Below are 18,409 nucleotides of genomic sequence, written 5' to 3' on the forward strand. Positions count from 1 at the left end.
TCTACTCGCGCATGTGAAGTCTGCTGACAAGGGAGCCCCATTGCCGCGTATTGAAGTAGTAGCGGCAGTGTTCGTACGGGGTGGCGAGGTGCTCGCGTGCAGACGGGCGCCGGGCAAATCCGCACCCGGAAAGTGGGAGTTCCCGGGCGGGAAGATCGACGACAACGAGACACCTGAGGCCGCCTTAGTTCGCGAGGTTCGAGAAGAGCTTGGAATCTCGGTCTCGGTTGGCGCTCTAGTCGATAGAACTGTTACACCGGTAGGCGACCTCGACATCGATTTGGCTTGCTACCTCGTCACGTCTGCAGAGGCGCCCGCCCGCAGCTCCGACCACGATGAACTGCGCTGGCTGCCCCGCCACTCTCTGGCGTCATTGGACTGGGCCGCTCCTGATCTGCCTGCAGTAGCCGTCCTTCAAACCATTCCTTTCGGCAGCCCGCCATAGCGCTTAATGCCATGATGATCCAGTGGCAGACCTCTCATCCGAGCTCAACAGGCGGACTTCCCTTATGCACGCTCTGGCTACAGAGTTCGCGAGCAACCCAGTCCTCTCCCGACAATGGCTAACACAGGTGGATTTCGGCTGGGGCCCGGAACGGATCATCGACTCTTCCAAGGGCATATGGAATCCAAAGTCCTACGCAGCGACCCTCACGATTGTGAGCGACCCGGACAGTGAGTACGACGATGGCGACCACGGCGATTCGCTCTATCGGTATTCCTACGAAAGACGGCCTGTTGGCCAGGACCCAAAGGGCGGTTCCAACAGCAAGCTACGAGAGGCCATGAGGTTAGGCCTTCCCATTGTCATGCTGCGCAAAGTAGCGACCGGACAATACGTACCCATCATGCCTGTGTACGTCGTGAAAGATGAACCTGAGCATCAACGCTTCTTGCTCGCCATTGACGAAAGCCTGCGTTTTTTGCCCGACCCTGCACATCTGAGTGAAGACCAACGACGATACGCAGAGCGAATCGTTCGGCAGCGGCTACACCAGCCGGAGTTTCGTGCCAAGGTGCTCACCGCATACGCCGAACGATGTGCTGTCTGCGTTCTAAAAAAGATCCCGTTGCTGGATGCTGCTCATATCACTGCCGATGCGCACGAGGGCGGCAAACCCGTAGTAACAAATGGGCTAGCACTATGCAAGATCCACCACGCCGCGTACGACGAGAACATCCTCGGCATTTCTCCAGACTACGAAGTTCATATCAATGCGGACGTTCTTCACGAGAAGGACGGTCCCATGCTGGACCACGGTCTTCAGCGGATGCATAAGCGCGCCCTGTGGCTGCCGTCGCGCAGCCGGGACAAACCTGACCGGGACCGTCTATCTGCCCGCTTCGACGCGTTCAAGAGTGCGAGCTAACCTCTCACCCTCCCGCGCCTGCTTCGAGGTCCTGGCGGCGGTATTGATGTCGGGCACACCGCAAAGGCCGCCGGGCTGTAGTTGCAACTCGGCTCGGCCCGTTGGTGCGTCCCGCGTGCAAGTGCATTGCCAGCTCCTCGTGATTGCCGCGGGCAACGAGGGCCGTAGGGGTGATCATCGACCGCGCTCATCTGTGCCGCACCCGGCGTAGTGAAGGGCCCCGGCCGGCTCGCCGCGTTCGGCGCTCACCCTGCCGATGTACTGCACCACCAGGTTGAGGAGATCGGCCGGGCGATCGGGCACCTCGTCGTCGTCATACTCCCACGTCACCACGTGGAACCGGTCCCCGCCGACGCGGCGACACCCCACCCCAGCCCCCGCACGCCGGCACTCCGGGGCCGGGCCCGCACACACCGGCGGCCGGCCCACCGTTCGACTTCCACCAGACGGAAGCAGAACGTGGCCCACGTCACCCGCGCGTCGCACACTCGGACGCATGGCCGCTCATCCACCGTCCCCCACCCGCAGTCGGACCCAGGTCGCCGTCGTCGGCGCCGGGCCCGCCGGATTGATGCTCACCCACCTGCTCGCGCTAGCCGGGATCGACTCGATCGCCATCGACCTGCGCAGCCGCGAGGAGATCGAGCACACCCACCGGGCCGGCATCCTCGAGCAGGGATCGGTGGACCTGCTCGTCGACACCGGCGTCTCCGACCGCGTTCACCGCGACGGCTACCGCCACGACGGCATCGACCTCGCCTTTGGTGGCGGGTCGCACCGCATCGACTTCTCGGCCCTCGTCGGCGCCAGCACCCAGCTGTACCCGCAGACCGACGTGTTCATCGACCTGGCCGACGCGCGCGCCCGAGACGGCGGCGAGGTCCACTTCGGGGTGAGCGCCGTCAGCCTGGAGTCGGCCACCACCGAGCCGATCGTCCGGTTCACCGACGCGGACGGCACCCGCCGGGAGATCGCCGCGGACTTCCTCGTGGGCTCGGACGGCTCGCGCAGCATCTGCCGGTACGAGGTCCCCGAGAGCCTGCGGACCCAGTACTTCCGCGAATACCCCTTCGCCTGGTTCGGCATCCTCGCCGAGGCACCCATGAGTTCCCCCGAGCTCATCTACAGCCACTCCTCACGCGGCTTCGCCCTCATCAGCCAGCGCACCGAGTCCCTCCAGCGCATGTACTTCCAGTGCGACCCCACCGAGGACGTGGACGCGTGGTCCGACGACCGGATCTGGGCCGAGCTCCAGGCGCGCGTCGGCGCCAACGGTCACGCGCTCGCCGAGGGGCCCATCGTGTCCAAGACCGTCCTGCCGTTCCGCAGCTTCGTCCAGGAACCCATGAACCACGGGCACCTGGCGCTCGCCGGCGACGCCGCGCACACGGTCCCGCCGACCGGCGCCAAGGGGCTCAACCTGGCCCTGGCCGACGTCCGGGTCCTCGCGGAGGAACTCGAGCGCGCGATCCGCGCCAAGGACCCGGCACCGCTGGCGACCTACAGCGAGCGCGCCCTGAGCCGGGTGTGGAAGGCGCAGCACTTCTCCTATTGGATGACCACCATGCTCCACACGCTGCCCGACGCGACCCCGTTCGACATCCGCCGCCAGGAGGGCGAGCTCGCCTCGGTGACCCAGTCCCTCGCGGGATCGACCTACCTCGCCGAGGGCTACACCGGCTGGCCGGGGAGGAAGTAGCGATGACCCTGCCCCGTCAGAACCCGACCACCAATCACTACGGCCGCGACGTCACCGACCACCTGCCCGCGGCCCGCGACGTGGTGGGCGTGGCCGGCTTCCGCGAGCAGGACCTCCCGGTGTGGGAGGCCGCCGTCGAACACCTGCATGTCCGCAGCAACGACGTCCACACCGCCTACTCCTACGGCATCGCCTCGGCCCTGTGCGACCTGCATCCCGAGGCCGACCGGGACGTGGTGCTGCCCGCGATGATCCTGCACGACACCGGGTGGTCCATGCTGCCGCCCCAGGACGTGCTCGCCGCCATCAGCCCGACCGGCAGTAACCCGGAGTCGGTGATCCGGCACGAGAAGGAGGGCGCACGCATCGCCGAGGGGATCCTGCGGGACCTGGGGTTCCCCGACGAGCGGATCGATCAGATCACCACGATCGTCGACGGCCACGACTCCCGCCGCGAGGCCCTGAGCCTGAACGACGCCCTCGTGAAGGACTCCGACAAGCTGTGGCGGCTCACCCCGCACGGGATCGACACGGTCATGGACTGGTTCGGCCTCACGCGACCTCAGGCCCACGTGCTCATCGGCAGCCGAGTCCACGACCACCTGTTCACCGACGCCGCCCGCACCATGGCCCGCGCCTACGCGGCGGTGGCGGTCATCGACTCGGTGCCGCAGCGGACCGTGCTGGGCTGAGGCGCGGCGGCCGCCCCGGGCCGTTGCTAACCCCGAGGTTCTCCCGGTACTGACCCGGGCCCCACCTGCCGCGGTGGCCCCCTCTCGCTCGAATCCCTTCCGCCGCGGGCGATCCGGTGCACCATGGCCACCAACGACACGGCGTGCGGGCGGGCCGAGCGGGCCCCGCCCGGGCGCCGGCGACACGACCGAGCGGGCCGGAGGGGCCGCCCGTCCGACGAGGGGTGCCATGGGTGACGACCGCCGCTCAGTGACCGCCAAGGTCCTCGCGCTGCTCAGTGCGTTCGAGGGCCGCGCCAACGCCATCACTCTCACCGACCTCGCCGCGCACGCCGGCGTCCCCCTGCCCACAGCCCACCGGCTGGTGGGCGAGCTCGTCGAGTGGGGCGCGCTCGAGCGCGATGACCAGGGCCGCTACCGCGTGGGCCTGCGCCTGTGGGAGGTCACCCAGAGCGCGGGCCGCCAGCTCCGCGACGCCGCGCGCCCGCATCTCCAGGACCTGTACTCGCTCACCCGCGAGACGGCTCACCTCGCGATCCGCGAGGGCTACGAGGCGCTCTACATCGACCGCGTCTACGGCTCCACCCGCATACCGCAGGCCTCCCCCGTCGGCGGCCGCCTCCCGCTGCACGCCACCGCCGTGGGCAAGGTCCTGCTGGCCTTCGAGGAGGAGTGGGTCCGCGAGGCGTTCCTCTCCCAGGATCTCGCCGCGCCCACCCGGCACACCCACGTCCATCCCGGCCGCCTCGCCGACGAGCTGCAGCGCATCCGCGCCCAGGGCTTCGCCACCACGCACGAGGAGGTGCGCCAGGGATCGGCCTCGATCGCGGTGCCCGTGGCGCTCGAGCCACACCCGGCCGCGATCGGCCTGGTCATGTCCTCGGCGCGCGCGGAGTCGATGCAACGCCACCTGCCGGCGTTGCGGGGCGTCGCCCGGCGCATCGAGGCCGCGGCGAGTCACCCGCAGACGACCCTGATCCGCCCGCGCCCCTGAACCGCGGTGGGCGCATCGGCGCCCGCCGGCACCCGTCCGCGCCCCCGGGGGACCCTCTCGCTCCCCGTCCCCGAGCGGGCCGGGAACACCACTTCCATCAGATGGAAGCTCCACATGGCCCCGAACCTGTGGTGCGCATCACTATGAGTCATGTCACCCGACGATGACCACATCACCGACGACAGGAGGCGCTGATGTCCACGCCCACGAGCCCAGCGGCACCGGCCGGCGGCTGCCCGGTCCACCACGGTTACGAGCCGTTCGCCCAGAACGACCCCTTCCCCTCCTACGCGGCGCTCCGCGAGAACGAGCCCGTGATGTACGACGAGCGGGTCGGCTACTGGGTGGTCAGCCGGTACGACGACATCAAGGCCGTCTTCTCCGACTGGGAGACCTTCTCCTCCGAGAACGCCCAGGCGCCCGTGCGCGAGCGCGGCCCGCAGGCGAAGAAGATCATGGAGGAGGGCGGCTTCACCGCCTACTCCGGCCTGTCGGCCCGGATCCCGCCGGACCACACCCGCATCCGCAAGATCGCGGCCAAGGCGTTCACGCCCCGCCGCTTCAAGGTCCTCGAGCCGGACATCCGCGCCAACGTCGTCCGGCTGCTCGAGCAGATGCTCTCGCGCCCCGAGAAGCGCGGCGACCTGGTCCGCGACCTCGCCTACGACGTCCCCACCATCACGATCCTCACCCTCATCGGCGCCGACGTCTCACAGATCGACCAGTTCAAGACGTGGTCCGACTCCCGCTCCGCCATGACGTGGGGCGACCTCACCGACGAGGAGCAGATCCCCCACGCCCACAACCTCGTGGCGTACTGGGCCGAGTGCCGCCGCCTGGTCGCCGAGGCCCACGAGACCGAGCGCGACAGCCTCGTCGGCGATCTGGTCCGGATGCAGGCCGAGGGCGCCGAGATCACCGATCACGAGATCGCGTCCCTGTGCTACTCGCTGCTGTTCGCCGGCCACGAGACCACCACGACCCTCATCTCCAACGTGCTGCGCGAGCTGCTCACCCACCGTGACCAGTGGCAGAAGGTCCTCGACGACCCGTCCACGATCTCCTCGGCCGTCGACGAGACCCTCCGCTTCAGCCCGTCGATCGTCGGCTGGCGCCGCAAGGCCCTCGCCGACGCGGTGGTGGGCGGGGTGGAGGTCCCCGCCGGCGCCGAACTGCTCCTGCTCATGGGCTCGGCCAACCGCGACGAGGACCGCTTCGACGAGCCGGACACCTTCGACGTGACCCGGCCCAACGCCCGCGAGCACCTGTCCTTCGGCTACGGCATCCACCACTGTCTGGGCAACCTGCTGGCCAAGCTGCAGGCGAAGATCGTGCTGGAGGAGGTCACGCGCCTGGCGCCGGACCTTCGGCTGGTCGAGCCGGAGACGATCCGGTTCGGCGACAACCTCTCCTTCCGCGCCCCGGTCGTGGTGCCGGTCTCGTGGGACGAGGCGCGCGGCGCCGCCGGGGGCGACGCCGGAGACGCCGAGCGTGGTGACGCGGGCGGCGGAGGTGCCGCCGGTGACGGTCCGGCCCACGGGTACGACGACTACGTGGTCTTCTTCGATTCGGACCGCGAACCCCGGCTCGACGAACTGGGCGGAAAGTGCGCCTCGCTCGTGTCGATGACCGCGGCCGGCATGCCCGTGCCGCCCGGCTTCGCCCTGACCACGGCGGCGTTCGACGACTTCATCGACGGCACCGGCCTGCGCGCCGAGGTCGCCGAGAAGCTCTCCGGGGTCGACCCGGACGACGTGGACAGCGTCGAGCGGATCTCCGCCGAGATCCGCGAGGCGATCTGCTCCCGCGACGTCCCCGCCTCGCTGCAGAACGTGCTGCGCCGGGCCTACGACTCGCTGATGAGCAGGTTCAGCGAGGAGGTGCCGCTCGCGGTGCGCTCCTCGGCCACCGCCGAGGACCTGCCCGACGCCAGCTTCGCCGGCCAGCAGGACACCTACCTGTGGCTGCGGGGCTACGAGGAGGTCCAGAAGCACGCCCGCCAGTGCTGGGCGTCGCTGTACACCAGCCGCGCCATCCTCTACCGCCTGCGCAACGACATCCCGGAGACGGACCTGTCGATGGCGATCGCGGTCCAGAAGATGGTCAACGCCCGCAGTGCCGGGGTGGCCATGACCCTGGACCCGGCCAACGGCGACCGCTCGAAGATCGTCATCGACTCCTCCTGGGGCGTCGGCGAGATGGTGGTCTCCGGGCTCGTCACGCCGGACAACATCCTGCTCGACAAGGTCATGCTGACCGTCGTCCGCGAGACGATCGGCGACAAGCACGCCGAGCTCGTGCCGGACGCCGACGCCGGGGCGCTGGTCGAGCGGGAGGTGCCCGGAGACCGTCGCGCCATCCGGTCGCTCACCGACGACGAACTGCAGGCCGTCGCCGCCATGGCCAAGCGCGCCGAGAAGCACTACGGCAGCCCGCAGGACGTCGAGTGGGCGATCGACGCCGACCTGCCCGACGGGCAGAACCTGCTCATGCTGCAGTCCCGCCCCGAGACCGTCCACTCCCAGACCACCCCCGACCCCGCTCCCGCGACCACGCCCGCCGCCGGCGGCTTCATGTCCGGGATCACCTCGTCACTCACCACCAAAGGATCTTCGCGATGACCATCGAGCAGCAGCGATCCATGAAGTCGTTCCCCAAGCCGTCCGAGCTCACCGTCCCCGAGGGCGCCGAGGGCTGGGAGGAGCTGTACCCGTACAACCTCGCGTTCTCGAACTCCCCTGACGTGGACGACAAGTTCTGGTTCTGCGACAGCCAGCACTGGCCGACCGTGTTCAAGCCGTTCGAGACGATCGGCGGCGAGTTCGCCGTCAAGTGCCTGGGCCAGTACAACACCCGGCACCTGCTCATCCCGCCGGCCAACGGCATCGAGTTCAAGATCCACCTCGGCTACCTCTACATGAGCCCGGTGGGCGTGCCCGAGGATCAGATGGCCGACCGCGTCCCCGAGTTCGAGCGGCGCGCGGGCCACTACTTCCAGAACTGGGACACCCTGTTGGAGTCCTGGTACGAGAAGGTCCAGGGCACCATCCGCGAGATGGAGGAGCTCGAGTTCCGCACGCTGCCCGACGCCGTCCCCTTCGACGACATCGTGCAGGGCGTGGCGATGGACGGCTCCCAGGAGCTGCTCGACAACTACGACAAGCTCATCTCGCTGCTGTACCGCAACTGGCAGTACCACTTCGAGTTCCTCAACCTGGGGTACCTCGCCTACCTGGACTTCTTCGGGTTCTGCAAGCAGGTCTTCCCGTCCATCCCCGACCAGGCGATCGCCAAGATGGTCCAGGGCGTGGACATGGAGCTGTTCCGGCCCGACGACGAGCTCAAGAAGCTCGCCATCAAGGCGGTCGAGGACGGCCTGCAGTCCGCGTTCGGCAACACCGACGACGTCGAGGGCACCCTGCGCGCGGTCCGCGAGGCCGGCGGCGAGTCCTGGATCGCCCAGTACGAGGCCGCGCAGGACCCGTGGTTCAACTTCACCACCGGCAACGGCTTCTACGGTCACGACAAGTACTGGAAGGACCACCAGGAGATCCCGCTCGGCTTCATCGCCGACTACATCCGCCGCGTCGACGAGGGTCAGGAAATCATGCGCCCGGTCGAGGAGCTGATGGCGGAGAAGGAGCGCGTCGTGGCCGAGTACCGCGACCTGCTCGACGACGAGGCCCGCGAGCAGTTCGACGCCAAGCGGGGACTGGCCGCCACGGCCTACCCGTACGTGGAGAACCACAACTTCTACATCGAGCACTGGACCATGGGCGTGTTCTGGCGCAAGGTGCGCGAGCTGTCCGCGGTGTTCGTCGAGGCCGGGTTCTGGCACGACGTCGGCGACCTGCTCTACCTCAACCGCAACGAGGTCCGCGACGCGATCTTCGACCTCGTCACCGGCTGGGCCGTGGGCGCGCCGGGCGCCGGCCCGACCTACTGGCCCACGGAGATCGAGCGGCGCCGCGCGATCATCGACGCGCTGTCCACGCAGCGGCCGCAGCCGGCGCTCAACACCCCGCCCGAGCACATCACCGAACCGTTCACGATGATGCTCTACGGCATCACCGACGAGCAGGTCCAGCAGTGGCTCGACGGCAGCGACGGCGGTGGCGAGGACGGTGTCATCACCGGCATGGCCGCCTCCTCCGGCGACGTCGAGGGCATCGCCCGGGTCGTCCACTCGGCCGACCAGCTGGGCGAGGTGCAGGAGGGCGAGATCCTCGTGGCCACCATCACCGCCCCGTCGTGGGGGCCGGTGTTCGGCAAGATCCGGGCCACCGTCACCGACATCGGCGGCATGATGAGCCACGCCGCGATCGTGTGCCGCGAGTACAAGCTGCCCGCCGTGACCGGCACCGGCACCGCCTCCACCACCATCCGCACCGGCCAGCGCATCCGCGTCAACGGCAACACCGGCCGCGTCGAGATCCTGGAGGACTGAGCCGTGACCTCGTCCTCCGACTCCCCGACCACCCGCCGCACCGTGCTGGTGACCGGTGCGGCGGGCGGCCTCGGCCGCGCGTTCGCGCTCGGCTTCGCCGCCGCCGGTGACCGGGTCGCGGTGGCCGACCGGGACACCGACGGTGCCGCCGAGACCGCCCGCCTCGTCACCGAGGCAGGGGGCGAGGCCTGGCACGGCCCGGTCGACGTCACCGACCCCGCCTCGACCGAGCGGTGCGCGGCCGGGGTCGCGGAGTTCGGCGGCGGGCGCATCGACGTGCTCGTCAACAACGCGGCCGTCTACGGCACCGTCACCCGCTCCCCGCTCGAGGAGATCGACCCCGCCGAGTGGGACCTCGTCATGGCCGTCAACCTCAAGGGCCCGTGGCTCATGACCCGCGCCGTCAGCCCGCACATGGGCGCCGGCGGCCGGATCGTGAACCTGTCCTCGGCGACCGTGTACAGCGGCTCCGAGCAGTGGGCCCACTACGTCGCCTCCAAGGGCGGGGTCATCGCCCTCACCCGCGTCATGGCCAAGGAGCTCGGTCGTCGCGAGATCACCGTCAACGCGATCGCGCCCGGATTCACGCTCACCGAGGCCAGCCGTGGGCTCATGGACGACGCCGAATCGTACGGAGTCGACCGCGGGGCCCTGCGCCGCGCGAGCCAACCCGAGGACATCGTCGGCGCGGCGATGTACCTCGCCGGCCCGGACAGCGGCTTCGTGACGGGGCAGACCCTCGTCGTCGACGGCGGCCGCCAGTTCATCTGACCACCACGCTGCTGGCCCCAGCAGCCACACCGACCAAGGAGAGACCATGCCCAAGGTCACCTACACCGACCACACCGGCGAGAGCCGCGTCGTGGAGGGAACCACCGGCGACTCCGTCATGGAGACCGCCGTCCGCAACGGCGTCCCCGGGATCGTCGGCGAGTGCGGCGGCTCCCTCTCGTGCGCCACCTGTCACGTCTACGTCGACGAGGCCCAGCTCGACTCCCTCCCCGAGATGGACGAGATGGAGGACGAGATGCTCTACGGCACCACCGAGGACCGCCGGGACAACTCCCGCTTGTCGTGCCAGATCAAGCTCGCCGAGGGCACCGACCTGCACGTCACCACCCCGGCCACCCAGACGTGATGACGATGAACCACGGACTGCTCATCATCGGCTCGTCCCAGGCGGGCGTCTCCCTGGCCACCTCGCTGCGGGCCCTGGGGTACGACGAGCCCATCACCATGCTCGGCGACGAGAACCACCGCCCCTACCAGCGCCCGGCCCTGTCCAAGGAGTGGCTGCAGGGCGAGATCACCAACGACTCGCTCATGTTCCGCTCCGCCGACTACTGGGACGAGCACCGAATCGACGTCGTGAAGAACGAGCGGATCATCCGCATCGCCAAGAACGACGACGGCTCCGGCGTCGCGCACTCCATGTCGGGCGCCGAGTTCCACTTCGACCGGCTCGCCCTCGCCGTGGGGGCCCGGCCCCGTCGGCTCCTCCTCGAGGGCGTCGACCTGCCGGGGGTGCTCTACCTCCGCAACGCCGATGACGCGCTCGAGCTCAAGGCCCGTGTCCCGGACGTCGAGCGCGTCGTCGTCGTCGGCGGGGGGTTCATCGGCCTCGAGGCCGCCGCATCGCTCCACACCATGGGCAAGACGGTGACCCTCGTCGAGGCCGCGCCGCGCCTGGTCCCCCGCGCCGTCGGCGAGGACACCTCCGCCCACCTCCTCGACCACCACCGGTCCCAGGGGATCCACATCGAGCTCGGCACCACCGTCTCCCGGATCCTCGCCCGCGGCGACCGGGTGGCCGGGGTGGAACTGGCCGACGGCCGCACCATCGACGCCGACCTCGTCCTGGTGGGCGTGGGCGTCATCCCCAACACCGAGCTCGCCGAGTCGATCGGCCTCGAGTGCTCCGACGGGGTGCGCGTCGACGCCACCGCGATCGCCTCCGACGGGGTCACCGTGGCCGTGGGCGACTGCGCCAACCTGCCCAACCCCGTGCCCGGTTCGCCCGAGGGCGACCGCGTCCGGTTCGAGAGCGTCAACAACGCGATCGAGCAGGCCAAGGTCGCCGCGTACGCGATCATGGGCCGCCGCGAGGACTACGCCGGCATCCCGTGGTTCTGGTCCAACCAGGGCGCGATCAAGCTGCAGATCGCCGGCCTGTCCGCCGGCCACGACCGCACCCTCGTGCGCGCCGAGCCCGAGCGCGGCAAACGCTCGGTCCTGTACTACCGCGGGGACCGCGTCATCGCCGCCGACTGCATCAACCACCCGCTGGACTTCATGGCCGTGCGCAACGCCCTCGCCACCGGAGCCCACATCCCCTTCGACGAGGCCGCCGACCCCGCCGTCCGCCTCAAGTCGATCACCGTCTGAGGAGCCCCCATGACCACCTCGCTGACCGCCGCGCTGCCCGCGGAGCGGCCCATCCCGTCGAACGGCCCGGTCGACACCTCGCCCATCACCCTCACCCCCGCCGCGGGCACCGACCTCGACCCCGTCTGGTCCCGGGTCGTCCCCGAGAGCCGCGCCCGCGGCAACGACATCCACCTGCCGATCTCCCTGGCCTACGCCGAGCGGCTGTGCGACGCCCACCCCGAGGCCGACCGCCTGCTCGTGCGCGTCGCGATCCAGCTCCACGACACCGGCTGGGCCCGCGTCGACACCGAGCGCATCATCTCCGAGGGCTTCCGGGGCGACTGGCGCAAATCCCGCATCCGTTTCGAGCACGAGGTCCAGGGTTGCAACGTCGCCCGCGAGGTCCTGCCCGCCGAGGGCTACCCGCCGGAGTTCGTCGAGGCCGTGTGCGCGATCATCGACGGCCACGACACCCGGCCCGTCGCCCACTCCCTCGAGGACGCCCTGGTCCGCGACGCCGACCGCCTGTGGCGCTTCGACCACGCCGGCATCGCCCTGGCCTCGGGCTGGTTCTCCATGGACCCGGCGCACTACACCGACCGGCTCGAGACCGAGATCATCCCCGAGCTCATCACCTCCGCCGCCGTGGAGATCGCGCGCGCCGACCTCGAGCGCTCCCGCGCGCTGCTCAAGACGGAGGTCCTGCGATGACCCCGTCGATCACCCCGGCCCGCACCCTGCCGTGGACCCACGAGACCGACTACTTCGTCGACGGCACCTGGCGCACGTCCACCTCCTCGCGCACGATCGGCCTGCACTTCCCCGCCACCGGGGAGCGGTGGGGCTCGGTGCCGGACTGCTCGGCCGAGGACGTCGACGCGGCCATGTCCGCCGCCGACCGCGCGTTCCGCACCGGGCCGTGGCCCGCGACCTCCGTGGCCGAGCGGGCCGCCCTGCTCGAGCGGATCGCCGACGAGGTCGAGGCCCGCGCGGCCGACCTGTCCACCACCAACACCATGGAGAACGGCTCCCCCGTCGCGGAGACGGCCGGCGCGGCGGCTAACGCCGCGGGGATCCTGCGGCACGTCGCGTCCCTGGCGTGGTGGCTCGACGACGACGACGTGCGCCCCTTCCCCGCCGGTGGCGCCGAATCGGTGGTGCGCAAGGACCCCGTCGGGCCGTGTGTGCTGATCGCGCCGTGGAACTTCCCCATCAACCTCATGGTGATCAAGCTCGCGCCGGCCCTGCTCGCCGGCTGCACCGTCGTGCTCAAGCCGGCCCCGGGCACCTCGCTGTCCATCCGGTTCATCGTCGAGGCGTGCCGGGCCGCCGGCGTGCCCGACGGCGTGGTCAACATGGTGACCGGCGACGGGGAGGTCGGCGACCGCCTGGTCCGGCACCCGCTCGCCGCCAAGGTGGCGTTCACCGGCTCCACGCCCGTGGGCCGGCGGATCGGCGCGGCCTGCGGCGAGCTGCTGCGACCCGTGACCCTCGAACTCGGCGGCAAGTCCTCCGCGCTGGTGCTGCCCGACGCCGACCTCGACCTCATGTCGCAGCGCCTGGTCCGCACCTGCATGCGCAACACCGGTCAGACCTGCTACATCGCCACCCGGATCCTCGCCCCCTCGCAGCGCTACGACGAGGTGGTCGACACGGTCACCCGCACCGTCGCCGCCGCGCCGCAGGGCGACCCGTTCGACGAGGCCACCGTGTTCGGCCCCGTCGCGTCCGAGGCGCAGTTCCGCAGCGTCGGAGAGTTCCTCGACTCCGCCCACGCCGAGGGCGCCCGCGCCACCACCGGCGGCGCGCGCGTCGACGGCCCCGGCTGGTTCATCCAGCCCACCGTCTTCGCCGACGTCACCCCCGACATGCGGATCGCGCGCGAGGAGGTCTTCGGTCCGGTGGTGTCGATCCTGCGCTACGAGACCGTCGACGAGGCCGTGGGAATCGTCAACAACACCGAGTTCGGGCTCGGCGGGGTGGTGTTCACCGCCGACGAGACCGCGGGCCTGGCCACCGCCGAGCGCATGGACACCGGCTCGGTGGGCATCAACTTCTTCGGCTCCAACCACAACGCGCCCTTCGGCGGACGCCACGACTCCGGCCTCGGCGTCGAGTACGGCATCGAGGGGCTGTCCCAGTACGTCGCCTACAAGTCGATCCACCGCCGGGTGGGCTGAGGCCCGAGGGCCGCGGCGGCGCCCGCCCACCGTCCGGGACCGCGGCCCTCGTCGTCGTCGTCGCCCTGACACCCACCTTCCCACCTGCACCTTTCCCGCCCAGCGGAATCGACCGGTGATGCACGCCACAGCGCGACCAGAGTGGTCCCATCCCGCCCCCGGGCGCGCGCGACGCGACGCGGCGGCACTCCCGGCACGCCGGGACCCTCACTGGCGAAAGGACACTCCATGGGCGACATCCGGGCCCTCGGCTACCTCAGAATCGACACCACCGACCTCGACCGCTGGCGCACCCTCGCCCACGACGTCCTCGACCTGGGCGTGGGCGCCGGCGGCGACGACGACACCCTCCACCTGCGCCTCGACGAGCGCGCCCGCCGCATCACCCTGCGCCGCGCCGAGAAGGACAACCTCGACGCCGTGGGCTGGGAGGTGCGCGACGAGATCGCCCTCGACCGCGTCCGCGCCACCCTCACCGAGCACGGCATCGCCTACCGCGACCTCACCCACGACGAGGCGCAGGCCATCAAGGTCGACGGCGCCATCACCCTCGAGGACCCCTGCGGCCAGCGCCTGGAGATCTTCCACGGCGCCGAGCTCGACCACTCCAAGGTCTCCACCAAGTACCGCACCGAGTTCGTCACCGACGAGCTGGGCCTGGGCCACCTCGTGGTCCCCACCACCGACTACGACGCCACCATCGGCTTCTACCGCGACGTGCTGGGCTTCCACACCCGCGGCGCGTTCCCCTTCCCCTCCGCGCCCGGCATGCCGCCGCTGCGGATCCAGTTCATGGGCGTCAACCCCCGCCACCACAGCTTCGCCGTGATGCCCGCCCCGCACATGGGCCCCGGGATCGTCCACATCATGCTCGAGGTGGCCGAGATGGACATGGTCGCCCAGGCCATGGAGCGCACCACCGAGCACGGCTTCGGCATCTCCTCCACCCTCGGCCGCCACACCAACGACAAGATGGTGTCCTACTACCTGCGCGCCCCCGGCGGCTGGGACATCGAGTACGGCTACGACGGCCTCATGGTGGACGAGGACCAGTACCTGCCGCAGAACATCACCGCCGACAGCTACTGGGGCCACGACTGGTCCGGCAGCGAGCCCCTGGCCTGCACCATCCCGCTCGAGGAGCCCGCCGCCGAGGCCGTCGCCGACTCCCTGTCCGAGCCCGTGGTGGAGACCGTCTGACGCACTGACGCTTCCTACGCGCCCCTGACCTCGATCAGCTCCCACCACCGCGCGGGCATGGTGCTGGGCGCTCTGCACGGCCGCCGAGTGGCTACTGCGTCCACGCAGGTACCGCTCGTCGACCCGCTCCTCGGTGTAGGCCGTGGCGATGTCTGCCGGGTCCTCCGCCTGGTCGACGCGGCCGTAGAAGAGGCCGTGCGGCAGGACGAGCATCGTCGCGGCGAAGCGGTCGCCGCCCGGCTACTGAGCCGGATGCGTGGTCCTCGGCCGGTGCTCACGGACCGGGAGTCCGAGGTCCTTCGCTCCGTGACCGAGGGGGCTCGAGCAACCGGCAGCCCGCCGAGTCGCTGCACCTGTCCGAAGGCACGGTCAAGACCCATCTCGTGCATGTCTTGAGAGAGGGTGCTGTGAGACCGGTGCCGTCATCGTCCGGCGCAAGAACTCGGCCGTGATCCCGCCGGCGTGGCGGCTGTGCGGGGTCAGGCCGGCGAGCACCGGGAACGCGTGGACTGCCGAATACCACCGATGGGTCTCGACGGGCCGCCCGGCCGCGTGGAGGCGTTCGGTCAGCTGGAGCGCGGCCGGTTCCACGAGTTCGCCCGCAGCCAGGGTGATCAGCGTCGGCGGGAACACCTCCGGATCGCAGGTGAGCATCGAGCGGCTGCTCTCCAGCCCGTCGGCGTGGTGCTGCCACAGCCTCTGGAACCGCTGCACCGTGACGGCCGGTTGGTAGGAGTCGCGCGTGGCCCACGGCCCCTCACGCACCTCGCCATCGACGTCGAGCAGGGGCGAGTAACCCACCATCGCGGCGGGCTGGGGGACGCCGTCGCGGGCGGCCAACTCGCAAATCGCGGCGGCCAGGTACCCGCCCGCCGAGTCCCCGGCCACCACGATCCGGTGATCCGCGGGCAGTTGCTCGGACAGAGCGCGATACCCGGCGTAAGCATCCGCGACCACGGTCGCCAGGTCGACCTCCGGCAGCATCCGGTAGTCCAGCGAGTGCACGGTCACGCCGAGGTCCATCGCCAGCCGGCCGCAGAGCCCACGGTGGGTGCCGGGGCCGCAGAAGACGAACGCGCCGCCGTGGAGGTAGAGCACGGTCACGTCGGCCAGTGCGTCCGGGCCGACGGAATCGGGGGTCGACGTCTCGGCCGCGGTGCCGCCGAGCACGGTCCGTTCCACACGCACCCCGGCGGGGCCCGCCAGTCGCGAGAACCCGCGCTCGACTGCGGCCAGCCCCCGGATCCCGGCGCCGGTCATGGGCCAGAAGCGGTACACCTGACGGAGCGTCGCCCGCCCGGCCCAGTAGAGCAACCGGGACTGGAGGTCGACCTCACGATGGATGGTCACGGAGGGGTCTGTCCGAGTGGTCAAGAGCGGGACGATCCTTGCGTTCGTAGGAGAGTGCGCTGCTTCCGGCGACCCTTGGCGGCCATCAGCGGCAGGAGGGCGGACGCCAGGCGGGGGAACGCGGCACCCAGCCTGGCCAGCGCCCCGCGCCTAGCCGGGACGGCCGTAACCGGGCGCCGCGACTCCAGCACCCTGCCCACCGCGCGCACCACGTCCTCCGACTGCAGGAGGACACCCGAGAACGACAGCGCCGCCTGCGGGTCCTCGAGTTTGTCGAAGAGCATCGGGGTCCAGATGCCGTCCGGGCAGATGCACGAGATGTCGATATCGTCCACCCCGGCCAGCCGCAGGTCGGCGGCCGTGCTGGAACTGAAGCCCATCACCGCGTGTTTGGACGCCGCGTAGACGGCCTCACCCGGGACCGCGGAGATCCCCGCCAGCGAGACGATGTTGACGATGTGCCCGCCACTGCCGGTCGCGCCGGTGCCCGGGATACCAGCGCTGCGGGCGCGCATGGCCTCGATCGCGGCGACCGTGCCGTTGATCGTCCCCAGCGCGTTGACGTCCAGCATGAGCCGCCGCTGGTCGTCGGTCTGCTCCCACGCCGGGCCGGTGAGCAGGACACCGGCGTTGTTGACCCACACGTCCACGCCCCCGGTCTCCGCGACCAGCCGGTCCCGGGCCTCGTCGACCTGCCTCCGATCGCGGACGTCGACAGCGGCCCAGAGCGCACCCCGCCCGATCTCCGCGGCCGCCGTCCGGGACGACTGCTCGTCCAGATCGGTGATCATGACGCGATACCCGCGGTCGGCCAGCAGGCCCGCGATATCTCGGCCCAGGCCGCGACCGGCCCCGGTCACGAGCGCGCTGCGGATCCTCGTCGTCGTCGTCACTTCCCGTCCCTCAGTCCGGCGCGGATCTCGCCGTAGGAGATCCCACCGTGGCAGTACGTCGGCACCACAGGCCAGAAACGCTTCCACGGCGCCAGTTCGGTGGAGGGCAGGATCTGCAGCCAGCGCGGGTCGGCAGGGCACGGGTCGGCGAGGGTCTTCTCCTTGATCATGGAGTCGTACTGGTCCAGCGCGTCCTCGAGGGTGTTGGCGTTGGGGCAGATCTCACGGCCGTACTCGCGGTGGTAGCGGCGCACGCCGGGGATCTTCGACAGCTCCGGCTGCCAGTTGTCCAGGGAGATGCCGTTCTCGGAGGACACCCACACGCCGTCCGGGGTGTTGATGACCAGCGAGTGGTTGCCGTCCGTGTGGCCGGGCGTCCACAGCAGGGCGATGCCGGGGCCGAGCTCGATGTCGCCGTCGAACACGGCGAACCTGTCCCGGTGGACGCCGTCGAGTCCGTCCTCGACGTACCAGGCCCATTGCATGGGGTGCAGGTCCTCCAGGGTGGCCAGTTCGCGGCGGTGCACGAGCAGCTGCGCGTCGCCGAACAGGGCGGTGCGCGGCGTCGGCTCGCCCGCGATCACCTCGCTCGAGCCGAGAATCATCCGGGGGTCCTGCACGTGCAGGTGGTCGAACGTGAGGAAGTCCACGTCCTCCGACCGCAGCCCCACCTTGGCCAGGGCCTCGCCGGGCTCGTTGAAGTACTTGAGGATCGCCTTGCTGGCCAGGCGGCCGCCGGGGACGGCGTCGACCAGCCTCTCCAGATTGGCGTAGAACGGCGCCTTGGCGGAACCGGCGGGGACGGTCGGCTCGAACACCAGGGTGCGGGGCCGACCGTTCCAGTCGTCGTACTGGACCACCACCATGCGGTTGATCATGGTGACCAACGGCAGGCTGGGCACCGACACCGCGTTGTCGAAGGCGTACTTGACCGGGTACGGCGCCCCGGCCACGTCGACTGACCGCACCGCCCGCACCTGCCCCTGCTGCACGAACCGCTTCTTGTACTCGGCGGCCGCCGAGCGCACCGCCCTCAGCCGCTCGCCCCGCGGCCACACGTCGTGGACGCCGTCGAATTCGGGGATCGGCCGCGCGCCGATCTGCTCGAGCATGGGTCCGGACACCTGGTCCGAACGCGGTGGATCTTCGCGCAGCATCGTTCGCTCCTCCTCGCCGATGGGGTGGCCGCCCGGGGGGCGCCGGTCGTTCCCGCGGTC

At 70.3% G+C, this 18,409-nt stretch carries 16 protein-coding genes and 3 pseudogenes; 14 read left to right on the forward strand and 5 right to left on the reverse strand.

Translation table 11 applies throughout. The features are described 5' to 3' along the window. Positions 1-13: 13 nt before the first annotated feature. Together RWK90_RS09925 and RWK90_RS09930 are read left to right on the forward strand one after the other, a co-directional pair. On the forward strand, positions 14-445 hold the full coding sequence (locus RWK90_RS09925) for a (deoxy)nucleoside triphosphate pyrophosphohydrolase (RefSeq protein WP_314037334.1): 432 nt from the start codon (positions 14-16) through the stop codon (positions 443-445). A gap of 22 nt (positions 446-467) precedes the next feature. Then, positions 468-1,370 carry an HNH endonuclease gene (locus tag RWK90_RS09930; protein ID WP_314037337.1) on the forward strand — a complete coding sequence of 301 codons (903 nt, stop codon included), beginning with the start codon at positions 468-470 and terminating at the stop codon, positions 1,368-1,370. Between the two features lie 174 nt (positions 1,371-1,544). Here RWK90_RS09930 and RWK90_RS09935 read toward each other — a convergent pair whose 3' ends face one another. Continuing rightward, the gene (locus tag RWK90_RS09935; protein ID WP_314037338.1) at positions 1,545-1,700 is read right to left on the reverse strand and encodes a hypothetical protein; all 156 of its coding nucleotides are present in this window, start codon (positions 1,698-1,700) and stop codon (positions 1,545-1,547) included. A gap of 166 nt (positions 1,701-1,866) precedes the next feature. Here RWK90_RS09935 and RWK90_RS09940 point away from each other — a divergent pair, with 166 nt between their 5' ends. From RWK90_RS09940 to RWK90_RS09995, 12 genes and pseudogenes are all read left to right on the forward strand, one after another. Beyond that, positions 1,867-3,069 carry a 4-hydroxybenzoate 3-monooxygenase gene (locus tag RWK90_RS09940; protein WP_314037340.1) on the forward strand — a complete coding sequence of 401 codons (1,203 nt, stop codon included), beginning with the start codon at positions 1,867-1,869 and terminating at the stop codon, positions 3,067-3,069. Between the two features lie 2 nt (positions 3,070-3,071). Next, positions 3,072-3,761, forward strand: a complete 690-nt coding sequence (locus RWK90_RS09945) for an HD domain-containing protein (protein ID WP_314037342.1) — start codon at positions 3,072-3,074, stop codon at positions 3,759-3,761. Between the two features lie 229 nt (positions 3,762-3,990). Then, a complete protein-coding gene (locus RWK90_RS09950) occupies positions 3,991-4,755 on the forward strand; it encodes an IclR family transcriptional regulator (protein ID WP_314037344.1) in 765 nt (254 codons plus the stop codon). A gap of 194 nt (positions 4,756-4,949) precedes the next feature. Then, positions 4,950-6,203 (forward strand): annotated as a pseudogene (locus RWK90_RS09955) (cytochrome P450); the annotation flags it as partial. 156 nt (positions 6,204-6,359) lie between these two features. After that, positions 6,360-7,376 (forward strand): annotated as a pseudogene (locus RWK90_RS09960) (PEP/pyruvate-binding domain-containing protein); the annotation flags it as partial. Then, a complete protein-coding gene (locus RWK90_RS09965) occupies positions 7,373-9,202 on the forward strand; it encodes a PEP-utilizing enzyme (protein WP_314037346.1) in 1,830 nt (609 codons plus the stop codon). The pseudogene RWK90_RS09960 and the gene RWK90_RS09965, both read left to right, overlap by 4 nt. Before the next feature lie 3 nt (positions 9,203-9,205). Continuing rightward, positions 9,206-9,973 carry an SDR family oxidoreductase gene (locus tag RWK90_RS09970; protein WP_314037348.1) on the forward strand — a complete coding sequence of 256 codons (768 nt, stop codon included), beginning with the start codon at positions 9,206-9,208 and terminating at the stop codon, positions 9,971-9,973. Between the two features lie 46 nt (positions 9,974-10,019). Next, the gene (locus RWK90_RS09975; protein WP_314037350.1) at positions 10,020-10,340 is read left to right on the forward strand and encodes a 2Fe-2S iron-sulfur cluster-binding protein; all 321 of its coding nucleotides are present in this window, start codon (positions 10,020-10,022) and stop codon (positions 10,338-10,340) included. After that, positions 10,340-11,587, forward strand: a complete 1,248-nt coding sequence (locus RWK90_RS09980) for an FAD-dependent oxidoreductase (RefSeq protein ID WP_314037352.1) — start codon at positions 10,340-10,342, stop codon at positions 11,585-11,587. The genes RWK90_RS09975 and RWK90_RS09980 overlap by 1 nt, the downstream gene beginning before the upstream one ends. Before the next feature lie 9 nt (positions 11,588-11,596). Then, a complete protein-coding gene (locus tag RWK90_RS09985; RefSeq protein ID WP_314037354.1) occupies positions 11,597-12,280 on the forward strand; it encodes an HD domain-containing protein in 684 nt (227 codons plus the stop codon). Continuing rightward, positions 12,277-13,749, forward strand: a complete 1,473-nt coding sequence (locus RWK90_RS09990) for an aldehyde dehydrogenase family protein (protein WP_314037356.1) — start codon at positions 12,277-12,279, stop codon at positions 13,747-13,749. Before RWK90_RS09985 ends, RWK90_RS09990 begins: the two co-directional genes overlap by 4 nt. Positions 13,750-13,977: 228 nt before the next feature. Then, on the forward strand, positions 13,978-14,949 hold the full coding sequence (locus RWK90_RS09995) for a VOC family protein (protein WP_314037358.1): 972 nt from the start codon (positions 13,978-13,980) through the stop codon (positions 14,947-14,949). A 30-nt stretch (positions 14,950-14,979) separates the two neighbouring features. Here RWK90_RS09995 and RWK90_RS10000 read toward each other — a convergent pair. The 4 genes and pseudogenes from RWK90_RS10000 to RWK90_RS10015 form a co-directional block, all read right to left on the reverse strand. Continuing rightward, a pseudogene (locus RWK90_RS10000) lies at positions 14,980-15,186 on the reverse strand (sucrase ferredoxin); the annotation flags it as partial. Positions 15,187-15,318: 132 nt separating this feature from the next. Next, entirely contained in the window at positions 15,319-16,323 is a 1,005-nt protein-coding gene (locus RWK90_RS10005) for an alpha/beta hydrolase (protein WP_314037360.1), read from the reverse strand. Next, on the reverse strand, positions 16,320-17,192 hold the full coding sequence (locus tag RWK90_RS10010) for an SDR family oxidoreductase (protein WP_314037362.1): 873 nt from the start codon (positions 17,190-17,192) through the stop codon (positions 16,320-16,322). Before RWK90_RS10010 ends, RWK90_RS10005 begins: the two co-directional genes overlap by 4 nt. Beyond that, entirely contained in the window at positions 17,189-18,349 is a 1,161-nt protein-coding gene (locus tag RWK90_RS10015) for a hypothetical protein (RefSeq protein ID WP_314037364.1), read from the reverse strand. The genes RWK90_RS10010 and RWK90_RS10015 overlap by 4 nt, the downstream gene beginning before the upstream one ends. Between the last annotated feature and the right edge of the window lie 60 nt (positions 18,350-18,409).

The organism is Dietzia sp. CH92, assembly GCF_032248695.1.
In the GTDB taxonomy this organism is placed as follows: Bacteria; Actinomycetota; Actinomycetes; order Mycobacteriales; family Mycobacteriaceae; genus Dietzia.

What these genes read in the sequence shown, in the direction of transcription:
- RWK90_RS09940 (WP_314037340.1), top strand. Translation starts at nt 1,867, where the DNA reads ATGGCCGCTCATCCACCGTCCCCCACCCGCAGTCGGACCCAGGTCGCC.
- RWK90_RS10015 (WP_314037364.1), bottom strand. Translation starts at nt 18,349, where the DNA reads ATGCTGCGCGAAGATCCACCGCGTTCGGACCAGGTGTCCGGACCCATG.
- RWK90_RS09990 (WP_314037356.1), top strand. Translation starts at nt 12,277, where the DNA reads ATGACCCCGTCGATCACCCCGGCCCGCACCCTGCCGTGGACCCACGAG.
- RWK90_RS09975 (WP_314037350.1), top strand. Translation starts at nt 10,020, where the DNA reads ATGCCCAAGGTCACCTACACCGACCACACCGGCGAGAGCCGCGTCGTG.
- RWK90_RS09995 (WP_314037358.1), top strand. Translation starts at nt 13,978, where the DNA reads ATGGGCGACATCCGGGCCCTCGGCTACCTCAGAATCGACACCACCGAC.
- RWK90_RS09945 (WP_314037342.1), top strand. Translation starts at nt 3,072, where the DNA reads ATGACCCTGCCCCGTCAGAACCCGACCACCAATCACTACGGCCGCGAC.
- RWK90_RS09985 (WP_314037354.1), top strand. Translation starts at nt 11,597, where the DNA reads ATGACCACCTCGCTGACCGCCGCGCTGCCCGCGGAGCGGCCCATCCCG.
- RWK90_RS09980 (WP_314037352.1), top strand. Translation starts at nt 10,340, where the DNA reads ATGACGATGAACCACGGACTGCTCATCATCGGCTCGTCCCAGGCGGGC.
- RWK90_RS09965 (WP_314037346.1), top strand. Translation starts at nt 7,373, where the DNA reads ATGACCATCGAGCAGCAGCGATCCATGAAGTCGTTCCCCAAGCCGTCC.
- RWK90_RS09950 (WP_314037344.1), top strand. Translation starts at nt 3,991, where the DNA reads ATGGGTGACGACCGCCGCTCAGTGACCGCCAAGGTCCTCGCGCTGCTC.